Here is a 23901-nt window from a genome sequence, read left to right as displayed (position 1 = left end):
GCCGATCAGCGTCCCTTGCGCATGTAGGCGCGCAGCGACAGCGGGACGAACACCACCAGCAGCGCGCCCGACCAGAACAGGACGGCGGCCACCGGATGCGCGAGCGGCCACGTCATGTCCGCGGACACGACGCCCGGGTTGCCGAACAGCTGCCGGATGGCGGCGGTGAGCGCGCTGATCGGGTTCCAGTCGGCGACGAACCGCAGCCAGGCGGGCATGCCGCCGGTCGGGACGAACGCGTTGGACAACATCGTGACCGGCAGGAACAGCGGCACCATCGCCTCGGCGATCCGCTCGTCCTTCACCGCCAGACCCAGGTAGACCCCGACCCAGCCCAGCGCGTAGCGCAGCAGCATGATCAGCGCGAACGCCTCGGCGGTGGGGAGCGGGCCGCGGTGCGGCTGCCAGCCCACCAGCAGTCCCGTGACCACCATGGCCGCCAGTAACGGCACGCCGATCAGGGAGTCGGCGCCGGTGTGCCCGAACGGCACCGCCAGCCGCGCCATCGGCATGGAGCGGAAGCGGTCCATCACGCCGCGGGAGCCGTCGGCGGCCATCCGGCCCATGACCCCCTGCGCGGCGGTGAAGGTCACCATCGCGAACAGGCCGGGCATGAGGTACTCGCGGTAGTCGCCGCCGCCCGGCACCTGGATGGCGCTGCCCAGGACGTAACCGAACAGCACCACCATGATGACCGGGAAGACCAGCGCGGCGACGATCTGCCCGGGCTCCTGGCGCAGCCGGCTCAGCTCGCGGCCGACCAGGGTCAGCCCGTCGGTGAACGTCCAGCGCAGGCGGCCCATCGGTGAGGTGAGGGCGGTCATCGAACGGTCTCCTTGCGGTCGGTGAGGCGCAGGAACACCTCGTCGAGGGTGGGGCGGCGCAGGCTCACGTCGGCGGCGGCGACCCCGGCGTGGTCGAGGTCGCGCACGACGTCGGCGAGTCGGAGGCGGCCGCCGGGCAGGGCGACGCTGAGCCGGTCGGCCCCCGTCGTGGTGGGATCGGTGCCGGTGAGGGCGTTCAGCACGGTCATCGCCGCGGGCAGCGCGGCGGGGTCTTCGAGGACGACGTCGAGGCGGTCGCCGATCGTGGCCTTCAGCTCGTCGGGGGTGCCCGTGGCGATCACCCGTCCGTGGTCGACGACGGCGATGTCGTCGGCAAGCCGGTCGGCCTCGTCGAGGTACTGCGTGGTGAGCAGCACCGTGGTGCCGTCGGCCACCAGCTCGCGGACGCTGTCCCAGATCTCGCCGCGGCTGCGCGGGTCCAGGCCGGTGGTCGACTCGTCCAGGAAGAGCACCTCGGGGCGCAGGATGAGGCTGGTGATCAGGTCGAGGCGGCGCCGCATGCCGCCGGAGTAGCCGGCGACCTGGCGATCGGCGGCGTCCACCAGGCCGAAGCGTTCGAGCAGCTCGTCGGCCCGCCGGTGCGCGTCGCGCCGGGACAGGTGGGACAGGCGCGCGAACAGGCGCAGGTTGCCGCGGCCGGTGAGCTTCTCGTCCACCGCGGCGTACTGGCCCGCGAGCCCGATCCTGGCGCGCACCTGGTCGGGCTCGCGGACGACGTCGTGCCCGGCGACGCGGGCGTGCCCGGCGTCGGGATCGGACAGGGTCGCCAGGATGCGGACGGCGGTCGTCTTCCCTGCGCCGTTGGGCCCCAGCAGGCCGCAGACCGTTCCCGCCGGGACGCTCAGGTCCAGGCCGCGCAGGGCATGGGTGTCGCCGAAGGACTTGTGCAGCCCTTCGGCGACCACGATCGGATCAGGCATGAACCCCTCCACTGGGTACGCTGTACGCGGTTTCTGGCAGTCACGCTAAACCACTGGGTACGATGTACGCAACACGGAGGTGGAACGGTGACCGACGCCGAGTACGTCAACATCTGGATGCGGCCGGAGCGCCCCGCCCGCGGGCCGAAGCCCGCCTACAGCCGCGCGCAGATCACCGAGGCGGCCGTCCGGATCGCCGACACCGAGGGGCTGGAGGCCGCCACCATGCGGCGGATCGCCGCCGAGATCGGCACCGGCGCCATGTCCCTCTACCGGTACGTCCCGAACCGCGACAACCTGGTCGAGCTCATGGCCGACCGGCTGACGGGCGAGATCGACGTCACGGGCCTGCCCTCGGGCGACTGGCGCGCCGACCTGACCCGCTACGCCGACGAGTTGCGGGCCATGTGGCTGAGACACCCGTGGGTCGCCACCGTGCAGCGGTCGCTCCCCAGCTTCGGCCCCAACCAGGTGCTCCTGATCGAACGGCTGATGGGCGTGCTCGACGCCTTCGTCCCCATCGACGAGAACCTCACCCTGATGGCCCTGCTGAACGGCTACATCGAGGGCGCCGTCCGCGAGGAGATCAGCTCGGCCGGGGAGTTCCGCCGCAGCGGACTCAGCGAGTCGGAGTGGATGGCGCGCAGCGGCCCGCGCATCGAGCAACTGGTGAACAGCGGGGAGTACCCGATCTTCACGAAGATCGTGATGCAGGCGGGCAGGCCGCACCTGAGTCGCGACGACCAGTTCCGGCACGGGCTCCAGCGTGTCCTCGACTGCGTCGCCGGGGCCCTCCCGGCAGCGGCCGGGTCCGCGACGCGGGAGTCAGGGCAAGGCGCGTAGCACCCGCGCACCCGTCCGCGAAGGGGCGGCCGGCAGGCCGGACCGGTCCTGGGGTGTCGGTAACGAAGCTGTCATGAAGTACACGCGTCGACATCTGCTCAGTTCAGCGGGAGAGGATCCCTGTCGCAGGTGGGGTTCATTAGTCGTGCTCTGCAAGGGCGCGGTAGAGCGTTGACCGGCCGATCTTCAGGTGTCGCGCGATCGAGGTGACAGACTCCCCGCGGGCGCGGCGGGAGCGGGCGACGGCAAGAGTGTCGTCATTGACCGCGGCTGGCCGTCCGCCGTAGCGGCCTTGGGCGTTGGCGGCGGCGAGGCCGTCCATGGTGCGCTCGTGGATGAGTTCGCGTTCCATCTCTGCGGCCATCGCGGCGACCATGAACAGCATCTTGTCGGCGATGGTCTGTCCGTTCGGCTTGTGGAGGCCGGCACAGATCCCGCTGAGGATCTCCAGGTTGACGTCGCGGGCGTGCAGTTCGTCCTCGAGCAGGACGAGCAGTTCCTTCATTGACCGGGCGATGCGGTCCGGCTTGTAGATCACCAGAGTGTCGCCAGGCTTCAGGGCTTCCAGGACTGCGCGCAGCTTTGGGCGTGCACCCCGGGTGCTCGCGATCTCCACGAGTACCTCGCGGCAGTCGGCGGTTGCGAGCGCATCCAACTGCATCTGGTGATCTTGGGTGCGGCTGGAGACCCGGGCGTATCCGATCCGGACGGTGTTGGTGTAGGCGGCAGGGTTGTGCGGGGCGGGGCGCATCTCAGAAGCGTCCCGTAAACCGTCCCGGAATTCAACGCCGGAGCCATGTGTTCGGGACGGGTTTCGGGACGTCGTGATCTGGGCGCCCATTCGACGCTGACCGCCGTCCCGAAATCGGACGTTTCTGGGACGCTGTCCGAGCGATGGCGGTTCAGGGAACGAACTCGATCTCGGGGTATCGCGAGGATGGTTTCGCGAACAGGTGGCCATCGCGGTGGCGCAAGTGGAGGTCGAAGAAGGCGGTCAAGTAGGCCCGTTGGACGGCGATGGCCCGATCCGCGTTGATCATGCCAATGTCGTTGGTCAGGGCCGCGACTACCGGAGTGGGGATCGGGAGTTTCTTGATCAGCTGCTGGGCCAAGGGGGCGAGGTCGGTGTAGGTCTGGTGTCCCGAGTTGTGAAGGAGCAGGTGGCGGTGCCATCCGCGCAGGTGTGACCAGAACTGTGCCCAGGACGGGTCGTTGTCACGTCCGTGGCCGGCGCTGGCCATGAGCAAGAAGGGGCGGTCAAGGCCGGTCTCGGCGGCAGGCCCGATGATGCTGCCGTCCAGATTGACGCCGGCGAGGATTCGAGGGTCCTGGGCCATCGTCTCGGCGGCCGTGGCACCGCCGAGCGAGTGTCCGAACATGCCGACCCTGGACAGGTCGAGCGAGCCTTTCAGGCCTGAGGGCAGATGTTGGTCCTCGGCGCCGAGGTGTCCTTTGGCGTTCAACGTGGAGAGTGCGTCGAGTACGAACCGGGTGTCGGCTTGACGGACCTGGAGCGCCAGCGCGTAGTCGTCATCGGTTGGCTTGGCTGGTTGCCGGCTCAGCTCGAGCCTACGGCCCGGAAATTCAATGATCTGTGCTTCGTGGGTGTGTCCGATGGTGACAACCACGTAACCGTGGCTCGCCAGGTCCTCGACCAGGGACGTGCCGAATTCGCGCATCGTGCGATAGGCCGGGGAGAAGAGCAGCACTGAATGACTCCGCTGGTGCCCTTTGACAGGAGCGTTCTGGCGGGCGTGCGTGTCTGGAAAGACAACGTCGTCCAATGACGTCTGGAGGCTGCGGGCGGCCTGTTGCCGGTACAACTCCATCGCCTCTGGCGGGAGCCAAGGAGCGGGCCGCCCACCGCTGTTCCAGGTTGGGTACCACATGCTGATCATCAGTTCGCGTGGCGTGGGCGGCGCTGTCCACGGATCCTGACGTGAATGGTCGATCAGATGCACTGACGTCGTCGCTATCCGGTGCGGGCCGGTCGGCCTCGGCAACGTCAGCCGAACCCCGCCCCTGGCGAGTCCGGCAGGCGGGCGTGTGGCTTCTGAGCCCGGAGCAGTGGCACGGCGGTCGGCCGCGGCCGTCCCAGTAGTGGCAAACAGCAGTCCCGCTGCTCCAGCTGCTGTCAGGACTGATCGACGTGTCGGACCAGGGGTAAGCGCGCTCATCGGAACCCTTCATTTCAAGTCGCAAATCACGAAGGCGGTCCACCGATGCTGCTGGCGCGAGCGAACACAGCGACAGGCCCCGGACGTGATCTCAGGGGATGACCGGGGATATCCCTGACCCGCCCTCGGGGTGCAGACCCGGTAGATTCCGGGTCTCGAAGGACCGGGTTTGCTCTTCGCGGTCAGCCGGAATTCCACAACGATCGTGGTTAGCGGCTGGGCGCGGTGAGGGCGGTGATGCTGAGTGCCAAGCGTTTGTCGAGGTTGAGCTGGATCTCTCCGTACGGGGTCATGTTGGTGTGGAAGACGGGGGTGAGGCCGCGCCGGTCGGCGTCGGTGAGGGCGTCCTGCCATTCAGGGAGGGCGAGGGTGTCCTGGATCATGAGGGTGTTGATGTAGCCGGGGCAGGACTGGAGGATGTGCAGGCAGAGCATGCCGAGCTCTTGTTCCTCCTTGCGGTTGGAGGCGAGCTCACCGCGTTTGCCGAAGCGGATGTAGTCGTTGACGCCGTTGTAGTTCTCGACCACGTTCAGCCCGGATTCGGTCTCTCGTTGCAGGTCCCGGTCTCGGAGATACCGGGCGAGGAAGATCGACCGCTGGGCGCGTCCGACCTCGAGCATGGCGGCGTAGGCCGGGTGAGTGGTGTCGGAGGTGAAGCGGCGCAGCAGCGCTTCGGTGCTGGCGGTTCGCAGCCGGATGGCAGTGGCGTATTTGATCATCAGGTCGTAGTTGTTCGCGATGATGTCCCACCGGATCGGGCGGGTGAGGGCCGGGCCCAGCAGCGGGTAGGAGGCGTTGTCGCCGCGGCCAGGCACGTACAGCTTCATCCGGTTGATCAATTTGAAGCGGGCGACCAGGTCGAAGTCCAGGAGCCTGGTGATGCCGAAACCGACGATGCTGGCGCCATGGGAGTCCACGAAGTTCTGCTGGATCTCCATGTCGGTGCCGTGCCGCATGGCGCCCTCGACCATCGCGTGGACCTCGGAGGCGGAACAGCTGATCAGCTGGCTGTGCACGGCCATCGCCCCAGACGTCTCGACCGTCCAGTAGATCAGGACGCCGCGTTTGGCCCGCCGGTAGCGGGAGTGCCATTCGGTGAAGATGTTCTGGTCGTAGGCCGAGAAGTGGGTGGAGTCCGAGGCGACCGCGGTCGTCCCTTCGCCCCACAGCGTGGTGTGCCGGGCGGCGAAGGTCGCGTTGGCGATGACGCGGGCCACCTCCCGGCAGCCCTCGACGGTCAGGAACCTGCGCCGCACGTACCGCAGGTCATCTTCACTGTGTGCGTGGTCGCCGGCCGCGGCGGCCCGGATCCCGGTACCGGTCCCGCAGGCGTAGATCACCAGGAGCAGCCGTTCGAACAGGTCCTGCGGGTCGAGCTCGCTACGGACGCCGACCGGGTTCAGGACGGACAGGCAGCTGGTGCGCAGAGCGGTCTCGGCGAACATGTCCATCAGCGGCACCACGCCCCACCGGGCCCGGATCGCTGCCTTGAGCCGCCGCAGGTTGACCGGCTCGGCCGCCGCCTCCAACGGAGACAACTGGATCGCGCCGGACTTGCGGTCGGAGATCTTCAACCAGGGCAGGCCACGCCCGCCGAGCGCATCGTTGAGCTGGGATAGTTCGAAGTCGAGCTCATCGCGCAACTCGTCGATGAAGACTGTCGGATCGAGGGGCTTGCGGAGTTTGGCGTAATTCTCGGCGTGGCGGGCCTCATAGTCCGCGGGCAGGTCGTCGTCGGGATTGCGCCACCGGTCCGCCCCGACCACCCAGATCTCCTTGCAGCGCAGCTTGTCGCGCAGGCTCTGGAAGACCCCGCACTCATACACCGTCCGCAGGATCCGCTGACGGCGCTGGCCGTCGGCCCAGTACATCAGCTCTACCAGCTCCGCCGGCATCACTCCGTCGACCGGAACGCGCTCGCCGAGCGCGTAGCACTTGATCCGGTTCGACTGCTCGGCCTTGTAGCGTTTGATCAGCGCCAATGCGTCCATCATCGGCGCGTGCATCGTGTTCGTAAACCCGAACTCCAGGGCCTCGATGATCTGGATCAGGCCGGTCCGGTAGTGGTTGGTGTAGGAGGCCTTGAACACCCGCTGCTTGTGCTGCCGGTACGACGTCCCTTTGGCCTTGAACTCGTGCAGCAGCGACACCAGCGTCCTGTGGCCGCCCGGCACCGCCGGATAGATCACGTCCTCGACCCGGGACTCCGGTGCCTCCAACGCGGCCTCGGCCATCTTGAACAAGATGGCCTCCTTGCCCGACACCCGCTTCAGCTCCGCCACAGAATCGCTGGTCACCTTCGTGTCCGCACGGGCGTTGATCCGGTGCACCGTCGCGATCAGCAAGTCGACGAGCGTGTCGGTGATCTCGCGGCCGCGGCACGACAGGTACGCGGCCAACAGCGTCACTTTGATGTCGTGCGGATGCCGCCGCAGCTGGCTGGGTGCCTCGGCCGCCACCCGCGCCCGCCACGCGGCGAGAATCCTCGGCGCGACGTCGCTGAACAGGCCGTCGGGCAGGCCGACCTGACGGACCGCTTTGAGTTTGGCCACCTCCTTCTCGATCGTCTTCACGCTCACGTTCCCCGGCTCCTCCCGGATCCGCGCGAACACATCCGCCCCGGACACCTCGGCCGCGTCGAACAACGCGCCCTCATCCCCGTCCTCGGCGTCCTCCTCCACGCCAGGGTCGGATGTCCGCGTGATCAACGCCAGCATCCGCGCGACCGCCTCGGACGGGACCCGGCTGGCGATCAGCGCGGTCTGCGCCTTCTCAGCCTGGCTGATCGCCGAACCGATGATCCTTTTGATCCGGTCCCGGGTGGGAGGCTCGATCTTCTCCTCCCACAGGTGCGCCAGCAGCTCCTCCCGCACCCGGTCTTCCTGCCGCTCCTTATCGCACACGTTCACCGCGAGCCAGTCCGCGGCCTTGTCAGCGTCCGCGACCGAGCACTCCCGAAAATCGAAGAACTCGCGGATGTCCTTGCGGTGATCCTTGATCGTCCGGCCATCCCACTCATACGACGCCAGGTCCTCCGCCGGGACCTTCACCAACCGCGCCACGTAGTCGACCGCCTGGTCCGGCAGCTCATAACGGCCCTTGGGGAACCGGCCGTTCAGCGCGTAGAAACGCAGCAACAACGCGAACGCCAACTTCGTCGGCCCACGGCGATTCGACAGCAGCGCCAGCTCGTCCCCGACCAGCGTCCAATTTCCGACGAGCTCGTCCTCGTCCAGCACACGCACCACGGCTCACCCGGCTCTCGCAGACTGCAGACGCCCGTCTCGCGAACCACAGCAAACCGACGAATCCGGATCAATACTGGCCGGGCAAGATCGAGCCCGCCTATTGATCCAGGAAACGAGCCCAGACCCCGCCGCTGACCTGGACGAGCATAAACGCGTGTACTTCATGACAGCTTCGTTACCGGCACCCCGTCCTCCGCGTGGAGGACCCGGCACGCGGCGCAGGCCGCCGGGCCCGGCTGATGGTCGGAGGCGGGAGATCGCCACCAGGCAGGAGTCGGCCGGACCGCCGCGTCACTGGCGTCGATGCATGCGATCTGACCTTGGCGTCTTCCTGAAGGCGCAGGCCCTTGGTGATCGGCGCGTTCGCCCCCACGGGGGAGCCGCTGGCCGCGCAACTGGTCGGGGTGGTGCCCAAGCGCGGCGCGCCGACCGTGCCGGAGCTGGGGCGGCCTTCGACGAGGTGCTGACGACCAGGACCGTCTGGCGCAACCTGCCGCACGTACGTCTGCCGGCGCCCGGGCGGGAGTGAGCCGGCGTGGCCTGGGGGAACGTCACACGCGGCTGGGCAGGCGGCCCTCGCCGGTGGTCATCTCGGGCCAGAACTCCCGGTAGCGGCCGGAGTGGAAGACCAGCGGCTCGCCTCCGGTCCGCTGGTGGCGTTCCACCGCTCCGACGAGGATGTGGTGGTCGCCGCCGTCGTGGACGCGCTCGGTACGGCAGACGAACCCGGCCAGCGTCCCGGCCAGCACCGGCAACGGCGTGCCCGGCACCAGCTCCACCCCGGCGAACTTGTCGGCAGCGGGGGCGGCGAAGCGCCTGGACAGGTGCCCCTGCCCGGCCGCCAGGACGTTGACGGCGAACCGCCCGGCCCGCAGGAAGAGCCGAGCGCTGGGCGCCCGCTTCGACAGGCACCACAGCAGCAGCGGCGGATCGAGCGAGACCGAGGTGAAGGAGTTGACGGTGACCCCGGCCCGCTCCCCGTCGGCGGTCGCCGTCGTGATCACCGCCACCCCGGTCGCGAACTGCCCGAAGGCGTCACGGAGCGATCTCATGCCGTCACCCCGCCGAGATAGGTCTCGGCCCGGCCGGCGTCCATGAACCAGTCGGCGTAGTCGGCCGGGTCGTCGAAGCCGTTGACGAACCGGGAGGCGATCTCCGGACGCTGCTGGGCGGCGGCCAGCAGGGCCAGGTGGTGGGGCTCGGCCGGCGCGAGCAGGGCGTTGGTCCAGTTCGTGACGTGCCGGGCCTGCGTCCAGAACAGGTCGAACGTCTGCCGCATCCAGTCCGCGTCGAACGGCCGGTCGCCCCGCTCCACGATGGCCCGCAGGTAGGTGGCGGCGCACTTGGCGGCGTTGTTGCTGCCCTGCCCGGTGATCGGGTCGTTCAGCACCACGACGTCGGCCACGCCGAGCACCGGCGCCCCGGACGGCAGCACGGCCACGGGACGGCGGACCGTGGGGGCGAAACGGCCGGTCAGCACCGCGTTGGCGTCGGTGAGCTCGATCCCGGCGCAGCGCTCGGCCTCCCACGGGAAGAAGGTCTCCAGAATCCGGCGGCTGCGGGCCAGGTGCTCGGCGGGGCCGCGGACGTCACTCCAGCAGTCCATGGGACCGTCCGGCACGCCCTCGAACACCATGATGTCGCAGGGGCCGGTGTGCGTGAGCGCGGGGAAGACGAAGTACTCGCCCACGCCGGGCAGCAGGTTGAAGCAGACCGCCGAGTGGCCGGGCCGCGGGGCGAGGCCGTTGACGTAGGTGACCGCGAGCGCGCGCTGCGGGGTGGCGTACGGGGAGCGGGCGGGGTCGCGCTCGAAGAGCGAGGCGATCTGGCCCTTGCCCGCGGCGACCAGGACCAGGTCGTACCGGGCCGCGTAGCTCTCCAGGTCCTCGGGGGTGGCGTCGTGCAGGACGAGCTTGCCGCCGAGCCGCTCGAACTCGCCCAGCCAGGCCGGCATCTTCAGCCGCTGGTCGACCGAGCGGGCCGGGACGTCCAGCCGCGCCGCCCAGTCCAGGGCCTTGCCGCCCTCCGGGCTCGGGACCGTGAGGGCGATGCCTTCGATGGGCGGGCAGACGTCGGCCCACCAGTCCAGGCCGAGCTCGCGCTCGTGGGCCTGCGCGGTGCCGAACATGGCCTGGCCCGACATCACCCGGCCGTCGCGGATGGACTCGGGGGTGCGGTTGGAGACGACGGTGACGTCGTAGCCGTGCCGGAGCAGGCCGATGGCGAGGTGGAGACCGGCCTGACCGGCGCCGACGACGAGGATGTCGCGCATGGGTGGTGTCCTTCGGGTGTCGGGTACGGGATCTGATCGGCGCCTGACAAGAACGGTACGGGCGGCGGGTCCGCCCGGGCCATCCGCTGAGCGCGGATCTCATCCGCCTGACGCGGGACCCCTTCGCAACGTCTCCGACGGCGGCTGCCCGTACCTCTCGCGGTACTGGGCGGCGAAACGCCCCTGGTGCAGGAAGCCCCATCGGGCGGCCACCGTGGTCACCGTGGCCCTGGCGGGGTCGGCCGTCCTGAGCTCGTCGTGCACGCGCGCCAGCCGTACCTGCCGGAGGTGAGCCATGGGGGACAGGCCGAGGTGCGCGCGGAAACCCTCCTGGAGGGAGCGGCTGCTGACCGCGACCGCGCCCGCGATGTCGGTGGTGCTCAGCGGAAGGTGCGCGTGCCCTTCGATGAACTCCATCGCCCGGCGCACCACCTTCGGCAGCGCGGGCGGCCTCGGCGCCGTCAGCCGTTCCAGGTAGTTGGAGGGCTGCATGGTCAGCAGCAGGGTGATCAGGGCGTTCTCCAGGTGCGCGACGGCCAGCGGGTGGCCGGCCAGCCCGTCGTCGCGTTCGGCCTCCCGGACGAGCAGGTCGGCCATGTCGCGCCAGGACCGGGTCCAGCCCGTCGTCAGGTCCATGCCGAGGTCGAAGACGACCGGGCCGCCGAGCTGCTCGCCGAGCATCTGCTCCAGCGAGCGTTCGATCGCGGAGCGCTCGAACTTGACCAGGAGCTGGGGGCAGCCGGCGGCCCAGCGCATGTCGAGGTGCCGGGTCGGCGAGGGCAGCGTGGCCAGGGACGGGCTGGAGACGACCTCCTCGTCGCCGGCGCGGATCAGGCTGCGTCCGGCGAGCGGGATCATGACCAGGAAGAACGTGTCGAGGTCGCCCGGCTCGATGTGCACGTCGGCGCCGTAGTCCAGGTAGCTGACCCGGACCGAGCCGAGCTGCACGGAGTTGAACCTGGCCGACAGCAGGTTCGCGTCCCCGGCCAGGTCCAGCCGGTGCGGGCAGAACACCTTGGCGACCTCGCCGCGGACCTCGTCGAGGTCGGAGCTGGCGAAGACGGCCCGGTTGCTGAGGAGCACACCAGATGATCGGCCCGGCCGCCCCCGGCGTTCCAGGTAAAAGGACGCACATGCCGGCGCCGGCCGATCATCCACCGTGAGCTGGTGAGGTCAGCACTTGACCGTGAGGGTGGGGCTGCTCAGCACGGTGGTGCCGCTGGTGACCACGCGGAAGGTGTTCTTCTTCATGCTCTTGCACGTCGCCCGGACGTGGAAGGCCCCCGTCTGGTCGCTGCGCAGGGTCCGGCCCGCCAGCCGCTGCCAGTGCGGGATGCCGAGGATCTTCGTCTTCTTCTGCAGCGCCATCCACCACGAGCCGTTCCTGCTGCCCTTGCAGTGAGCCCTGACGGTGCCGTACATGCGCCACTTGCCGCCCTCGTACCTTCCCCAGGGACGCAGCAGCGTGAGGCAGCGCTTGGCCGAGGCGCCGGCCGCCGCCGTACGTGGCTGGGTGGCCAGGGGCTGGGCGTAGCTCCACTTCTGCGCCACGGCGGCGGTCGCCGCCGTGGTGGTGGGGGTCGTCCGCGCCGTCGCCGAGCCGGGCGCCGCGACCAGCGCGGACGCCGCGCCGGCCACGCCGATGAGGGTGATGAGCCGTGTGCTGACCGAAGCCATGAGACCGTCCCTTTCTCCGTCGTCGTGCCTGTCGAGAAGGACGCTAGGCCGGTGCCGGTTGAGGATCCGTTGAGGATCTGTCCGGTGCGGTCAGATCATCAGGCCGCCGGAGACGCGCAGGCTCTGGCCCGTGATCCAGCGCGAGTCGGGCCCGGCCAGGAAGGCGACGACGTCGGCGATGTCCTCGGGGCGGCCCAGCCGCCGCAGTGGCGTCATGGTCACGACGTGGTCGACGGCCTGCTGCAGGTTCTCCCCGGCGGCCGCGCGCATCATGTCCGTCTCGGTGGCGCCCGGGATCACGTTGTTGACCGTGATGCCCCTCGGCCCGAGCTCGCGGGCGGCGACCACGGTGATCGACTCCAGCGCGGCCTTGCTGGCGAAGTACAGGGCCAGCCCCGGCGCCTCACCGGCGGAGGTGATGTTCACGATCCGGCCGCCCTCGCCGAGCCGCTCGGCAGCGGCCTGCATGACGAAGAACGGCCCCTTGGTGTTGACGGCCATCACGTCGTCGAAGTCGCTCTCAGTGGCGTCGCAGATCATGCCCATCGGGTTGACCGCCGCGTTGTTGACCACCACGTGCAAACCGTCCAGGCACCGGTCGACCTCGCCGAACAGGTGCTTCACGTCCTCCAAGCGCCCCTGGTCGGCCCGTACCGCGATCGCCCGGCCGCCGAAGGCCGCCACCTCGGCCACCACGTCCTCGGCCGCGGCCTGGTCGCGGTTGAAGGTGAACAACACGGTCGCGCCCTCGCGGGCCAGCCTCGTCACGATCGCTCGCCCGATTCCGCGCGACCCGCCGGTCACCAGTGCGCTCTTCTTCTCCAGCGTTCCCATGTCGGCTCCCCGCCGTCGGCCGCCCCCTGGTGGGGCGCTTCGCAGTGGAGTCGTGGCGACCGTCCCGGTCTCTACATCCGTGCCGGAGAAAAACCGTCCGTGCCGGAGGAAATCCGGAAGTGGAGCAGCCTGTCGGGGTGACTATCGTTGCGGGAACCGGCCCGTCCGCCGTTACCGTCTGCGCAGCGATCGGTGACCTCATCACCGATCCCTGTCGAACGGAGCATCCGTGATGAACGTCGATGTGGTCGTCGTCGGAGCCGGGCCGACCGGGCTCATGCTCGCCGCGGAACTGGGCCTCGCCGGGGTGCGGGCCGTGGTCGTCGAACGGCTGGCGCGGCGCAGCGGGCAGTCCAAGGCGCTCGGCATCCAGCCGCGCTCCGCGGAGGCGCTCGAATTACGCGGGCTCCTGGAGCCCCTCATGGACCGGGCGATCCAGCGGGTGCCCGGCGGGCACTTCGCGGGGCTCCGCCTGGACTACACCGCCTGGGACACCCGGCACCCGTACTCGATCGGCATCCCCCAGGGGCGCGTGGAGGCGCTGCTGGAGGAACGGCTCGGCGAGCTGGGCGTTCAGGTCCTGCGCGGGCAGGAGGTGACCGGGCTGTCCCAGGACGCCGAGGGGGTCGAGGCGACCCTGCTCGGGCCCGCGGGCGAGTCACGGCTCACGGCCCGCTTCCTGGTGGGCTGCGACGGCGGCCGCAGCACCGTCCGCGAGCTGCTGGGCATCGGCTTTCCCGGCCTGGACGGCAGACTGCTCTCGGTGGTCGCCGACATCACGATCTCCGACCCGGACGGCGCCGTGCCGGAGACCTGGATGCTGCCCGTCATGACGCCCGACAAGACCGGCAAGGGTTACATCGCTCCCATCGGCGACGGCGTCCACCGGTTCCTGTTCTACGGGGCCGAGCAGCAGCGGTTGTCCCGCGACACCCCGATCACCGAGGACGAGGTGCAGCGGGCCCTCCACAACGAGTTCGGCCCCGGCGTCCGGCTCACGGGCGTGCGATGGGCCTCCCGGTTCACCGACGCCTCGCGGCAGGTCGAGCGGTACCGTCACGGGCGGGTCCTGCTGGCCGGGGACGCCGCGCACATCCACTCGCCCATGGGCGGTCAGGGGCTCAACCTCGGTCTGCAGGACGCGTTCAACCTGGGCTGGAAGCTGGCCGGGGAGATCGCCGGGTGGGCGCCCGAGGGGCTGCTCGACACCTACCACTCCGAACGGCACCCGGTCGGCGCGCGCGTCCTCGCCAACACCCGCGCCCAGGCCGTGCTGATCGTGCACGACGAGGAGAACCTGGCCCTGCGGGACATCGTCGAGCAGCTCGTCCGGGTGCCCGAGGCCAACCGGATCGTCGCCGGGATGATCTCGGGGCTGGATGTCCGCCACGACCTGCCCGGCCGCCGCCACGACCTGCTGGGACGCCAGGTCCCCGACCTCGACGTGGTGACGGCGGCCGGGCCTGGTCGCGTGGCGGAGCTGCTGCGCGACGGCCGGGGCCTGCTGCTGACGACCGCCGACGAGGCCGCGTTCGCCGAGGCCGCCGGGCCGTGGTCGGCCAGGGTCGGCCGGGCGCACGTGAAGGCCGAGCTCGGCGCGGACGGCGTGCTGGTGCGGCCCGACGGCTACGTCTGCTGGGCCGGTTCCATCGCCGACGCCTCCGGCCTCGCCGACGCCCTGACGCGGTGGGCGGGCGCCCCAAGCCGGTGAACCTGATCCGTCCGGGTGGAAGGCACTCACCGGTTGCGGGCCGCGACGACGACCACCGGCACGACGACCAGCGCCAGAACGCCGCCGCCGACGGCGAGGAGAGGGTAGCCGGCCACGGCGACCACCAGGCCCGAGACCAGGCCGCCGACGGCGCCGGACACGGAGATGGAGACGTCGACCAGGCCCTGCGTCCTGGCACGGGTGGCCGGTGGGACGGCGTCGGTGATGATCGCGGTGCCGGCGACGAGACCGAGGTTCCAGCCGAGCCCCAGCAGCGCGAGCGCCACCGCGTACGCGGCGACGGAGTCGTCGGGCGCGCCGGCCGCGACCAGTCCGGCGGCCAGGAGAACCAGGCCGGAGGCGGTGGCGACCGTGAGGCGGCCGTAGCGGTCGACCAGCCAGCCGGTCAGGGGCGAGGGCAGGTACATCGCGCCGATGTGGACGGCGATGACGAGGCCGGCGGCGGCCGCCCCGGACCCGCTGTCGTGCATGTGGACGGGGGTCATCGTCATGATCGCGACCATGACGAGCTGGGTGATCACCATGACCAGCGCGCCGACCAGCACGCCGGGCCCGCGCCGCGCGACGGCCGGAGGTGTCCTGCCGGCGGCGGCGTCCGGTGTGGCGGCGGGACCGTCCTCCAGGGCGCGGGCCAGCAGCAGTGGATCGGGACGCAGCCAGACGGCCAGGACCAGGGCGGCCAGCGCGTAGGCCGCGCCCGCGAGCAGGAACGGCCCGGCCAGGTAGGGGATGCCGAAGGCGCGAGCGAGGCCGCCGGTCGGGGCGGCGAGGTTGGGCCCGACCACGCCGCCCAGGGTGGTGGCGACCAGCACGACGGACACCGCGCCCGCCCGGCGTTCGGGGGCGGCCAGATCGGCTCCGGCGTAGCGGGCCTGGAGGTTGGTGGCGGTGCCGGCGCCGTACAGGAACAGGGCGAGGAACAGCAGGACGGGGCTGCCGGCGACGGCGGCGGCGATGACGCCGAAGCTGCCGACGGCACCCGCCAGATACCCGAGGGCGAGGCCGGGCCGGCGCCCGCGGGCCTGGGAGACGCGCCCGACGGCGACGGCGGCCAGGGCGGAGCCGGCGGTGCCCACGGCACTGGGCAGGCCGGCGAGGCCGGTGGAGCTGAGCAGGTCCTGCGCGAGCAGGGCGCCGACGGTCACGCCGGCCGCCAGCCCGACGCCGCTGAGGACTTGGGCGATGACCAGGACGGTCAGGGAGCGGCGCTGTGCCTGAAGGCGCGGGACGTCGTGTATCCGGACAGGCACATTGGTCGTCACGAGAGTTCTTTCGGAAGGGGAGATGTCGCCGAGGGCTTCGGTGAGCGGGCGCGGATCGTCGTGCAGGCCGGGCCGGAGGGAGGCCGGCCCGGCCGGTCATGTGGTCAGCCTCGGACGCCCAGGTCAAGGCGGTCGAGCAGGCCGGCGGCGGTGAAGGCGGCGACCAGTTCGTCGCGGCCCTCGGTGAAGTGGGCCCAGCTGTCGTAGTGGACGGGAACCACCCGGCGGGCGCCGAGAATCCCGGTCGCCTCGACGGCCTGCGCGCTGTCGAGGACGATCAGCTCGCCGCCGAACAGCACGGGGATCCGGGGGCCTCCGGCGAACAGGACGGCGGTGTCCACCGGGCCGAAACGGTCGGCGATCTGCTTGACCACGTCGAGCGAGGCGTTGTCGCCGCTGACATAGATCGTGGGCAGATCCTCCCCGGTCAGGACGAATCCGACGACCTGACCGGTGAGCGGTTCGACCTCCTCGCGCCTGCCGGGGCCGTGAATGGCGGGAACGGCCGTGACGGTGATCGTGCCGCCGTCACGGCGGTCCAGCTCGACCGGCTCCCAGTCGGCCAGCCCCTTGGCGCCGTCCCCCAGACGCCGGCCGCCGCCGGGCGTGGTCAGCGTGAGGGGGACGTCGGCGAGCAGCGCGCGGCCGGAGTCGTCCAGGTTGTCGGGGTGCTCGTCATGGGAGAGCAGGACCACGTCGATCCGGCCGAGGTCGGCGGGGACGGCGGCGGTGGGAGCCGTCTTGGTCAGCCGTCCGCCCGGCACGTGATAGTCGCCGGGGGCGTCGAAGGTCGGGTCGGTCAGGAATCGCAGGCCACCGTACTCGAAGAGGGCGGTCGGACCGCCGAAGACGCGTACGGGGAGCTGCTCGGTGGTCGCACTGGAACTGGCCATTCAGATACCTCACGGATGAGAAGCGGTTTATCCGTGATGAAAGTAACGGTGTCTCACGGACGAGCGCAACCCGTACCATGAGACTTATGAGCGAGACCCTGACCGCCGAGTCCGTGCTGCCGCCCGCGCCGGGGGCGGCGGACCACCTCGCCCTCGACTTCGTCAACAGCGCCATCGCGCTGCCGGGAGGGCAGTTCGTCGATCTCCTCGGCACCCCCGCGGCGACCAATCGCTGGCTCACCGAACGCGGCCTCGCGCCGGCCGACGCCGGGGTGCGGGAGATGTGCGCGGCCCAGCTGCGCTCGCTGCGCGAGCACGTCAGGGTGTTGTTCGCCGCCCAGGTCGACGGACTGCCCGCCCTGCCCGCGGCCTTGTCCGCCGTCAACGACGCGCTGAGCAAGGCCCCCACGGCCGCCCTGCTGTACTGGGACGAGAGGAGCGGCCCCTACCGCGCGGCGCCGTGCCCCACCAACGAGATCCTCGACCGCGCTCTCGCGACCATCGCCGCCAACACCGCCGACCTGCTCACCGGCCCCGACGCCGAACGCCTCACCAGCTGCGGCTCTCCTCCCTGCAACCGCTACCTGCTGCGTCACGGCCGCCGCCACTGGTGCTCCACCAGATGCGGTGACCGCGCCCGCGCCGCCCGCGCCTACGCCCGCCGCACCCAGCCGAACCCCGGCTGACGCCGCCGAGCACTACGATGACGACCAGCTCGCCGCGTTGGTCGCGTTCATCGCCCTCATCAACGCCACCAATCGCTTCGCCGTCATCAACCGCCGGCGGGGCGGCGCCTACCAGCCCGCCCGATGACCGCCGTCCGGGGCGGCGGGGCCAGGAGCCGGCGCATATCGCGGGCGTATCGGGACACCGTCGCCGCCGCCGCGCGGAACCTGACCAAGACCTACGGCCGGGGCGAGACCCGGGTGCGGGCCCTGCGCGGCATCGACCTCGACCTGCCACGCGGCGGGTTCACGGCGATCATGGGACCGAGCGGATCGGGCAAGTCCACGCTGATGCACTGCCTGGCCGCCCTCGATCAGGCGAGCGACGGCGAGCTCTCGTGCTACGGCGGCGAGTTCTTGCGTTACGGCAAGCCACCGGCCGTTTCGCGCGTCGGAGGCGTGGGCTGCCGGGTGCCGAGGGTGGAGCTCGTGGGGTGTGGGGGTCTGCCGTACATCGGGGGTGTCATCGGAAGTTGCGGGTGGCGCGGTCGGCGCGGAATGCAGTGAGGCGGGGGAAGTCCAGGTCGTGGACGGTGGCGCCGGGGGTGAAGAAGACGCCGGTGGTGGGGCAGGGATTGGCCAGGCCGGTGACGCCGGCGCAGGGGTGGCCGTGGTAGGTCGCCTCGTGGTGCCAGTCGCTGACCGCCACGTAGGTCATGAACTCGTAGGCCCGGGCGACACTCATGTGCTCCCACAACGTCCGGGCCGGCAGCGGCGTCCCCCACTGCGTCACCGAGAACGCCGGGACCAGCACCACATCAACCGGATCGGCCAGGCGTGCCAGACTCCCGGAATACCAGAGATCCGCACACAGCAGCACCTGCGCCCGCCGCCCCAGCAACTCGAACCCGTCCGACGTCGCCCCGGGGACCACACCGGTCTGCTGCTCAACTCCGTACGGATGCACCTTGTCGTACTCGGCCACCACCTCGCCCCGAGGATCCACGACAGCACCCCGATTGACGACCCCGGCCTCAGTCCGGTCGTAATACGACCCACCCACCACCGTCGCACCAGTCTCGGCAGCCAAGCCACGTAACCGCTCGAGATAGTCACCCCTGGCCAGGCTCGACCCCACCAACTCAGGTAACAACACCACGTCGGCCCCCGCCGGAACCACCCCCTCGATCCCGTCAAAATTCATATGCCCATCAGCCGACCACCGCTCCGGCCCCACCAACGCGATCCTCACCCCAGCACTGTCCCACGCCCCTCCCCTCCACGTGGCGCGGTGGTGCCTGGCACGGGACTGTCCGATCTCGCTCGACGGGGGGCGAATTCCAGGGGTCGTCGCAACACAGTGATCAAGTACTGGCGGCGACAAGCATAGCGAGATGCTTGGCTGGGCACCCCAGCCAAGCGTTTTCGCTGTTTGGCAGAGAGATCCAGGCCTTGGGATCGCGAGCGGTTAACCGTCAGGCCTGGTCTGTGAGGTGCCCATGGGGTTCCAGCGGCCTGCCATCACCCTTGCCAGGCTGGGCCTGGGAGAGCGATTCGTCGAGGTGGCCCGACTCCCGCAGCAGCGCGCCGAGTCCGAACGGCTTCCGCGGGCCCCACCTGCTCATCCGTAGCCGGAGTCTTACTCGTGAGGGAGCAGGTAACGCCACGAGAGCGCGATGTGCTCGCCGGTTGAGGTGCGATAGACGTGCCAGGATCCGTCTCGTGGTATCAGCCGGGCGATCGTGTGCGCCTTGTTGCCTTTGTAGTCCTTGCGCCCCGAGTGCGCCTGCGTCTCGGGTGGCAGGGGGACGCCCTCCGGCAAGGGCCTGGCGGTCGTCGCAGGGGCCGTGACCTGGTCGGCGGACAGCCGTACGCGGTCGGTGGAGTAGTTCCGGCCCTGTGCGGTGGCGCGGTCGGCCAGGCGGCTGAGGCGGTCGCGGGCCTCGACGAGCCCGGCGGCGTAGTCGTCGGTTGCGAGGTCCAGGAACGGGACGTACACCTCGCGCATCCCGGCACCGCTGTCGACGCCGAGGACCGTGGCCGGCGCGTCGTACACCGTCGGCGTGCCCGGCCGGGGCGTGGCGGTGGCCGGTTGCCCCGCCAGGTCGCGCTCCAGCGCCTTGACCAGGGCTCCGACCTCGGCGGGCGGCAGGCGCAGCTCGTGCGCGGCGCCGGCCACGACCAGCCCGTCGGCGTAGACCACCAGCATCGGAGGGCGGGCGGCGGCGAGGCCGGGGGCCACCAAACCACCCACACGCAGCCATTCGGCGACAGGGTGTCGCGCAGGTCCGGCTGAGGCCGGCTCAGGGACCGGCCGACCAGTCTGCTTCAGACTCGGTATGGTCTCGCCGGTCTTTTGAACACCTGTGCCGCTACACGCCGTGAGCACCAACACCAGAGCGACGACCCAACTCCATCTCATACCCCTAAGACGATCACCTTCGGCGCGCGGTTCAGGCGTGGTGTCACGACGCCATACTCCCGACATCCCAACTTGCCGCTGGAGTGCTCAATGGGCCATGCCAGCCCGAGAATCGCGGCGATGGCCGCGTTCAGCTTGATCGTCGTCATTCGAGGCACGCTGGCCGACAACGCTGCTGCCCTTCACCGACGTAATCAGCCAGTCTAGTTGCTGGCGGTGAGCAGCATGGCGAGACGCTCCGCTGGGGTGTCCCAGTCGAGCGTCTTTCGTGGTCTGGCGTTGAGTTCGGCGGCGACGGCGTCGAGCTCCTCGCGGGTGTGGACGGACAGGTCGGTGCCCTTGGGGAAGTACTGGCGCAGCAGGCCGTTGGTGTTCTCGTTGGAGCCGCGCTGCCATGGGCTGGCCGGGTCACAGAAGTAGACGGGCATGTCGGCGGCGACGGTGAACTCGTGGTGGCGGCCCATCTCGCTGCCCTGGTCCCAGGTGAGGGAGCGCTTGAGGTGGGCGGGCAGTGTGGCCATGGTCTCCACCAGGGCGTCGGGCATGCGCTCGGCGCTGCGGTCGATGGGCAGGTGGAGGAGCATCACGTAGCGGGTGGTGCGCTCGACCAGCGTGCCGATGGCCGAGCTGCCGTTCTTGCCGATGATGCAGTCCCCTTCCCAGTGGCCGGGGACGGCCCGGTCGTCAGCTTCGGCGGACCGCCCGCTAATCATGACCATGGGTGCGCTGTAGCGGGGCTGGCGCTGCTGGGCCAGGCGGCGCGGCTTGCGCATGGCGCGGCCGGTGCGCAGCGCCCGGGTCAGCTCGCGGCGCAGCTCGCCGCGGCCTTGGACGTAGAGCGCCTGGTAGATGGTCTCGTGGCACACATGCATCTCCGCCCGCTCGGGGAAGGTCCGGCGCAGGCTCTGGACGATCTGCTCTGGGCTCCAGCGCTTGTGCAGGTGCTCTTGAATGTAGGCCCGTAACTCGCGGTTCTGGCCAATCTTGCTGGGCTTGGGGCGGGGCCGGCGCGCGTCGGCTCGGGCCTGAGCGGCGTGCGGCCGGTACTGGCCGCCTGTGGGGTGCCGGTTACGGCGGATCTCCCGACTGATGGTGGACGGCGCACGGCCCAGCTCGCGGGCGATCTCGCGGATCGCCGCTCGTACCCGGTCGGCGATGTAGATCCGCTCGTCTTCCCGCAGATATCGGGACTCGCCCGGTGGGGGCACCGTCCGTGATCCGGGCGGTGCCCCCTTGTTCCATTTGGTGCGATTCCAGCCGTTGCGCCACCGCTTCCCGGTCCGGATGTTGATCCCAACGATCCGGCACGCTTCCCGGCTGCTGAAACCTTGATCCATAAGCCGGAAGTATTCCTCCCGCTCACGGGTCAGGTTCTTCGGGCCCTGCGGAGATCGGATCTTGCGGATCTCGAACTCTTCCATCGCACTCCCCAACCTGGGGTGTTGCGACGACCGCTAGAAGGAAGGGGGAGACCCGTCGGGGGGTGCTACAGGTCTGCGGCTTCTGCTGGGCGGACAGGAGGCTAGATCCACCGTTTCCAGAACCCTCCCCCTGGCGCGAGATGCGCGACCGTGCCCTACGGGTGGCCGGTTCGACCTCCAGCTGCCCCTCCGGCACATCCGGGTTGCGGTAGACCAGCGGCCGCCATGACCCTGTGATCAGCTCCTCGTGCGCTGCGATATCGCTCGGCGCGTAGCGGCGGCGACTCTTGGCCATAGCCGCGGCGGTGCGCACCATCGCCAGCACCGCGCTGCCGGCCTCGACCGCGCGCAAGCGGATCATCTCCAGCAGCAGCTCGATGAAGCCTGCACAGTGCGGTAGCGCTTGACCAGCTCGGCCCGCCATTCGGCGGCTGCGTCATCGTCAGTCGCAGGCACAAACGCCGCGACCGTCTCCACCGCCGAGGCCAGCTTCTCCCGCGGAACCACCTCCTCGATCGCCTTCCACACCTCCACCAGCGACACCAGCCGATCCTCGGTCGCCTCCGGCGCCGACATCAGCACCTCCACCGCCGAGGCCATCGCGCGCGCCGCCTTGCGCAGCTTGGGAAACGTGCGCAGCTGCTCGGCCTTGCCCTCCCGCTCGGCCCGGGCCGGCAGATTCGAGGTGATCAGCAGATCCAGCACGTCCAGCGCGTCATCGACCGACGAGGTCTCCAGATGCAACTCCGCCACCATCACCCGCCCCGAGGCCCGCGTCGGCGCGGTACGTAGCCGTTCCAGCTCCGACACTCGCCGATCGGCGGGCACCTGCAGCAGATCGGCCAGCCGCGCCCGCAGCTCCGGGCCCGCGCGCTCAGCCAGCGTGCGATACAACCGGGCATGCTCGGCCCGGCGCACCTCGCTGATCGGCCGGGTCAGCGTGGTGATACCCGCGGGCAGCAGAATGCCCTCGCGCAGCATGTGCACCACGGCGCGGTCGAACAACGCCCGCGGCCCCTCGATCGTCGACCACACCCGCGCGGCCAGGTAGTCGCGGACCTCCTGCTCGCGTTTGGAGAACTCCGACAGCTCCAGCAGGTCCCGGATCTCCCAGGCGTGCTCGTGGGCGGTCTTAGGCCGGGTCAGGTACTCCGGCCCGCAGGTGGGATCGATGTCGAGTTGCTCGGCGACGAACTCCAACACGTCCCTGGGCACGTCGAGAGGGTCTTCGGCCAGGAAGGTGCCGAGCATCCGCACGGTGCCCCACTGCACTGCCCATCCCAGCTTCGTCGCCGGTAGGCGCTTACCCGCCAGCGCCTGCAGCGCCTTGGCGTCCAGCCGAAAGAACTGCTCGAGTTCGGCCACCGACACCTCGGGCCGGAACCGGCGATAGCGGGCTACTTGCTCATCTGAGAGGAAATCCACAGGCATGAACAGGCACGTTAGGGCTCTCGACCAGGGCAAACAGTCGTCGTCACCGAATCGTCGTCAAGATCGACTCTGTAGCGCCAAAACCCGGTCCGATCCTCCCCGAAGGCCAGTGGCGGCGTGGGACCTCGACAACAAGGCGGCCACAGGTGCCAGTGATCATGGAGTTGCGACGCTCTGTGACTACTGGGGAGACCTGTGCCTGTCCTTCCATCATGGCTGATCGATCCGCTGTGGGACCAATTCGCGGCGCTGCTGCCTGAGCGGCCGAAGGCCAATCCGATCCATCCGCTTCATCATGATGACGTGGGGTTAGCGGCCGATCTTGTCGAGCTCGGCGAGATCCTCATCGGAGAGCGAGAGTCCCGCGCCTGTGACGTTCTCGCGCAGGTGCGCCACCGAGGAGGTGCCGGGGATCAGCAGGATGTTCGGCGACCGCTGCAGCAGCCAGGCCAGGGCGACCGACATCGGCGTCGCGTCCAGCCGGGCGGCCACGGCCGTGAGGGCAGAGGACTGTAGCGGGGTGAAGCCGCCGAGCGGAAAGAAGGGCACGTAGGCGATGCCCTGCTCGGCGAGCTCGTCGATGAGCTCGTCGTCTTGGCGGTGGGCGAGGTTGTACATGTTCTGCACGCACACGATCGGTGCGATCGAACGTGCCTCGGCGACCTGTTCCAGCGTCGCGTTGCTCACGCCGAGGTGCCGGATCAGGCCCTGCCGCTGGAGGTCGACGAGCGTCTCGAACGCCTCGGCGAGCGAGCCGGTCACGGGGCCCTGGGCGTCGCCGAGACGGAGGTTGACCACGTCCAGCGTCTCGAGGCCGAGGTTCTCCAGGTTCTCCTGGACGGCGCGGCGCAGGTCGTTGGGCTTGCGGGCCGGGGGCCAGCCGCCCTGCTCGTCGCGGGTCGCGCCGACCTTGGTCACGATGTGCAGCGAGTCGCGGTAGGGGTGCAGCCCCTCGCGGATCAGCTGGTTGGTGATGTGCGGGCCGTAGGCGTCGGCGGTGTCGATGTGGGTGATGCCGAGGTCGACGGCCTCGCGCAGGACTGCGAGGGCGCCGTCGTGGTCGGCGGGCGGCCCCATGACCCAGGGGCCGGCGAGCTGCATGGCGCCGTAGCCGAACCGGGTGACGGTCAGGTCGCCCAGGGTCCAGGTGCCGCCGGGAAGTGAAGCGGGAAGCGTGCTCATGCTGCTGCGCTGCCTTTCGTGTCAAACCAGGTACTGGTGCCTGATGGCTTCTTGCACCATCATTGACATGTAGCTCT

General features: G+C 70.0%; 22 protein-coding genes and 1 pseudogene. 5 read left to right on the top strand and 18 right to left on the bottom strand.

What is annotated here, in order from left to right:
- Positions 1–5: 5 nt before the first annotated feature.
- Together ACWCSU_RS25110 and ACWCSU_RS25105 are read right to left on the bottom strand one after the other, a co-directional pair.
- Positions 6–824, bottom strand: a complete 819-nt coding sequence (locus tag ACWCSU_RS25110; RefSeq protein WP_449937913.1) for an ABC transporter permease — start codon at positions 822–824, stop codon at positions 6–8.
- Complete coding sequence (locus tag ACWCSU_RS25105; RefSeq protein WP_449937911.1) at positions 821–1765, bottom strand: ATP-binding cassette domain-containing protein; 945 nt, start codon at positions 1763–1765, stop codon at positions 821–823. Before ACWCSU_RS25105 ends, ACWCSU_RS25110 begins: the two co-directional genes overlap by 4 nt.
- 87 nt (positions 1766–1852) lie before the next feature.
- On the opposite strand from ACWCSU_RS25105, the gene ACWCSU_RS25100 reads away from it, so the two are divergent.
- Entirely contained in the window at positions 1853–2608 is a 756-nt protein-coding gene (locus tag ACWCSU_RS25100) for a TetR/AcrR family transcriptional regulator (RefSeq protein WP_449937908.1), read from the top strand.
- Positions 2609–2747: 139 nt separating this feature from the next.
- Here the strand turns inward: ACWCSU_RS25100 and ACWCSU_RS25095 are convergent, their stop codons facing one another.
- The 8 genes from ACWCSU_RS25095 to ACWCSU_RS25060 form a co-directional block, all read right to left on the bottom strand.
- Positions 2748–3359: a recombinase family protein gene (locus ACWCSU_RS25095; RefSeq protein ID WP_449937906.1), complete on the bottom strand. Its 612-nt coding sequence runs from the start codon at positions 3357–3359 to the stop codon at positions 2748–2750.
- A gap of 151 nt (positions 3360–3510) precedes the next feature.
- Positions 3511–4506 carry an alpha/beta hydrolase family protein gene (locus tag ACWCSU_RS25090; RefSeq protein ID WP_449938374.1) on the bottom strand — a complete coding sequence of 332 codons (996 nt, stop codon included), beginning with the start codon at positions 4504–4506 and terminating at the stop codon, positions 3511–3513.
- A 488-nt stretch (positions 4507–4994) separates the two neighbouring features.
- A complete protein-coding gene (locus ACWCSU_RS25085) occupies positions 4995–8033 on the bottom strand; it encodes a Tn3 family transposase (protein ID WP_449937904.1) in 3039 nt (1012 codons plus the stop codon).
- A gap of 551 nt (positions 8034–8584) precedes the next feature.
- A complete protein-coding gene (locus ACWCSU_RS25080) occupies positions 8585–9085 on the bottom strand; it encodes a flavin reductase family protein (RefSeq protein ID WP_357709191.1) in 501 nt (166 codons plus the stop codon).
- Positions 9082–10305, bottom strand: a complete 1224-nt coding sequence (locus tag ACWCSU_RS25075; RefSeq protein ID WP_357709194.1) for a styrene monooxygenase/indole monooxygenase family protein — start codon at positions 10303–10305, stop codon at positions 9082–9084. The genes ACWCSU_RS25080 and ACWCSU_RS25075 overlap by 4 nt, the downstream gene beginning before the upstream one ends.
- A 99-nt stretch (positions 10306–10404) precedes the next feature.
- Positions 10405–11388: an AraC family transcriptional regulator gene (locus ACWCSU_RS25070; RefSeq protein ID WP_397041858.1), complete on the bottom strand. Its 984-nt coding sequence runs from the start codon at positions 11386–11388 to the stop codon at positions 10405–10407.
- A 90-nt stretch (positions 11389–11478) separates the two neighbouring features.
- Positions 11479–11982, bottom strand: coding sequence for a hypothetical protein (locus ACWCSU_RS25065; RefSeq protein ID WP_449937901.1), 504 nt, complete (start codon positions 11980–11982; stop codon positions 11479–11481).
- Positions 11983–12072: 90 nt separating this feature from the next.
- Complete coding sequence (locus ACWCSU_RS25060) at positions 12073–12816, bottom strand: SDR family NAD(P)-dependent oxidoreductase (RefSeq protein WP_357709203.1); 744 nt, start codon at positions 12814–12816, stop codon at positions 12073–12075.
- Between the two features lie 232 nt (positions 12817–13048).
- On the opposite strand from ACWCSU_RS25060, the gene ACWCSU_RS25055 reads away from it, so the two are divergent.
- The gene (locus ACWCSU_RS25055) at positions 13049–14527 is read left to right on the top strand and encodes an FAD-dependent monooxygenase (RefSeq protein ID WP_449938371.1); all 1479 of its coding nucleotides are present in this window, start codon (positions 13049–13051) and stop codon (positions 14525–14527) included.
- A gap of 26 nt (positions 14528–14553) precedes the next feature.
- Here ACWCSU_RS25055 and ACWCSU_RS25050 read toward each other — a convergent pair whose 3' ends face one another.
- Both ACWCSU_RS25050 and ACWCSU_RS25045 read right to left on the bottom strand, forming a co-directional pair.
- Positions 14554–15810: an MFS transporter gene (locus tag ACWCSU_RS25050; RefSeq protein WP_449937898.1), complete on the bottom strand. Its 1257-nt coding sequence runs from the start codon at positions 15808–15810 to the stop codon at positions 14554–14556.
- Positions 15811–15914: 104 nt separating this feature from the next.
- Positions 15915–16703, bottom strand: a complete 789-nt coding sequence (locus tag ACWCSU_RS25045; protein WP_449937896.1) for an MBL fold metallo-hydrolase — start codon at positions 16701–16703, stop codon at positions 15915–15917.
- Between the two features lie 86 nt (positions 16704–16789).
- Between ACWCSU_RS25045 and ACWCSU_RS25040 the strand changes: the two genes are divergently transcribed.
- On the top strand, positions 16790–17389 hold the full coding sequence (locus ACWCSU_RS25040; RefSeq protein ID WP_449937895.1) for a CGNR zinc finger domain-containing protein: 600 nt from the start codon (positions 16790–16792) through the stop codon (positions 17387–17389).
- A 123-nt stretch (positions 17390–17512) separates the two neighbouring features.
- A complete protein-coding gene (locus ACWCSU_RS25035) occupies positions 17513–17935 on the top strand; it encodes an ATP-binding cassette domain-containing protein (protein ID WP_449937894.1) in 423 nt (140 codons plus the stop codon).
- On the opposite strand, the gene ACWCSU_RS25030 is transcribed toward ACWCSU_RS25035, so the two are convergent.
- The 5 genes from ACWCSU_RS25030 to ACWCSU_RS25010 all read right to left on the bottom strand — a co-directional run bounded on the left by ACWCSU_RS25030 (position 17892) and on the right by ACWCSU_RS25010 (position 22642).
- Positions 17892–18605 (bottom strand): carbon-nitrogen hydrolase family protein, encoded by a 714-nt coding sequence (locus ACWCSU_RS25030; RefSeq protein ID WP_449938370.1) that lies wholly within the window; start codon positions 18603–18605, stop codon positions 17892–17894. The genes ACWCSU_RS25035 and ACWCSU_RS25030 overlap by 44 nt on opposite strands.
- Positions 18606–19007: 402 nt before the next feature.
- On the bottom strand, positions 19008–19622 hold the full coding sequence (locus ACWCSU_RS25025; RefSeq protein WP_449937892.1) for a hypothetical protein: 615 nt from the start codon (positions 19620–19622) through the stop codon (positions 19008–19010).
- Between the two features lie 164 nt (positions 19623–19786).
- Entirely contained in the window at positions 19787–19939 is a 153-nt protein-coding gene (locus tag ACWCSU_RS25020) for a hypothetical protein (RefSeq protein WP_449937890.1), read from the bottom strand.
- A gap of 54 nt (positions 19940–19993) precedes the next feature.
- On the bottom strand, positions 19994–21211 hold the full coding sequence (locus ACWCSU_RS25015) for an IS30 family transposase (RefSeq protein ID WP_449937889.1): 1218 nt from the start codon (positions 21209–21211) through the stop codon (positions 19994–19996).
- 357 nt (positions 21212–21568) lie between these two features.
- The gene (locus ACWCSU_RS25010) at positions 21569–22642 is read right to left on the bottom strand and encodes a DUF4158 domain-containing protein (RefSeq protein ID WP_449937888.1); all 1074 of its coding nucleotides are present in this window, start codon (positions 22640–22642) and stop codon (positions 21569–21571) included.
- A 195-nt stretch (positions 22643–22837) separates the two neighbouring features.
- Between ACWCSU_RS25010 and ACWCSU_RS25005 the strand changes: the two are divergent.
- Positions 22838–22933: pseudogene (locus ACWCSU_RS25005) on the top strand (IS5/IS1182 family transposase); the annotation flags it as partial.
- An 18-nt stretch (positions 22934–22951) separates the two neighbouring features.
- On the opposite strand, the gene ACWCSU_RS25000 reads toward ACWCSU_RS25005, so the two are convergent.
- Positions 22952–23824, bottom strand: a complete 873-nt coding sequence (locus ACWCSU_RS25000) for an aldo/keto reductase family oxidoreductase (RefSeq protein ID WP_449937887.1) — start codon at positions 23822–23824, stop codon at positions 22952–22954.
- Positions 23825–23901: the final 77 nt, after the last annotated feature.

The organism is Nonomuraea sp. NPDC001699, assembly GCF_053596455.1.
Note: the sequence above shows the minus strand (reverse complement) of the source record. Positions and strands in the feature narration are given on the sequence as shown.

Excerpts from the sequence above, each read along its gene's own strand:
- ACWCSU_RS25110 (WP_449937913.1), bottom strand. The coding sequence starts at position 824 with ATGACCGCCCTCACCTCACCGATGGGCCGCCTGCGCTGGACGTTCACC.
- ACWCSU_RS25105 (WP_449937911.1), bottom strand. The coding sequence starts at position 1,765 with ATGCCTGATCCGATCGTGGTCGCCGAAGGGCTGCACAAGTCCTTCGGC.
- ACWCSU_RS25095 (WP_449937906.1), bottom strand. The coding sequence starts at position 3,359 with ATGCGCCCCGCCCCGCACAACCCTGCCGCCTACACCAACACCGTCCGG.
- ACWCSU_RS25090 (WP_449938374.1), bottom strand. The coding sequence starts at position 4,506 with ATGATCAGCATGTGGTACCCAACCTGGAACAGCGGTGGGCGGCCCGCT.
- ACWCSU_RS25080 (WP_357709191.1), bottom strand. The coding sequence starts at position 9,085 with ATGAGATCGCTCCGTGACGCCTTCGGGCAGTTCGCGACCGGGGTGGCG.
- ACWCSU_RS25075 (WP_357709194.1), bottom strand. The coding sequence starts at position 10,305 with ATGCGCGACATCCTCGTCGTCGGCGCCGGTCAGGCCGGTCTCCACCTC.
- ACWCSU_RS25065 (WP_449937901.1), bottom strand. The coding sequence starts at position 11,982 with ATGGCTTCGGTCAGCACACGGCTCATCACCCTCATCGGCGTGGCCGGC.
- ACWCSU_RS25060 (WP_357709203.1), bottom strand. The coding sequence starts at position 12,816 with ATGGGAACGCTGGAGAAGAAGAGCGCACTGGTGACCGGCGGGTCGCGC.
- ACWCSU_RS25055 (WP_449938371.1), top strand. The coding sequence starts at position 13,049 with ATGAACGTCGATGTGGTCGTCGTCGGAGCCGGGCCGACCGGGCTCATG.
- ACWCSU_RS25045 (WP_449937896.1), bottom strand. The coding sequence starts at position 16,703 with ATGGCCAGTTCCAGTGCGACCACCGAGCAGCTCCCCGTACGCGTCTTC.
- ACWCSU_RS25040 (WP_449937895.1), top strand. The coding sequence starts at position 16,790 with ATGAGCGAGACCCTGACCGCCGAGTCCGTGCTGCCGCCCGCGCCGGGG.
- ACWCSU_RS25035 (WP_449937894.1), top strand. The coding sequence starts at position 17,513 with ATGACCGCCGTCCGGGGCGGCGGGGCCAGGAGCCGGCGCATATCGCGG.
- ACWCSU_RS25020 (WP_449937890.1), bottom strand. The coding sequence starts at position 19,939 with ATGACGACGATCAAGCTGAACGCGGCCATCGCCGCGATTCTCGGGCTG.
- ACWCSU_RS25015 (WP_449937889.1), bottom strand. The coding sequence starts at position 21,211 with ATGGAAGAGTTCGAGATCCGCAAGATCCGATCTCCGCAGGGCCCGAAG.
- ACWCSU_RS25010 (WP_449937888.1), bottom strand. The coding sequence starts at position 22,642 with ATGCCTGTGGATTTCCTCTCAGATGAGCAAGTAGCCCGCTATCGCCGG.
- ACWCSU_RS25000 (WP_449937887.1), bottom strand. The coding sequence starts at position 23,824 with ATGAGCACGCTTCCCGCTTCACTTCCCGGCGGCACCTGGACCCTGGGC.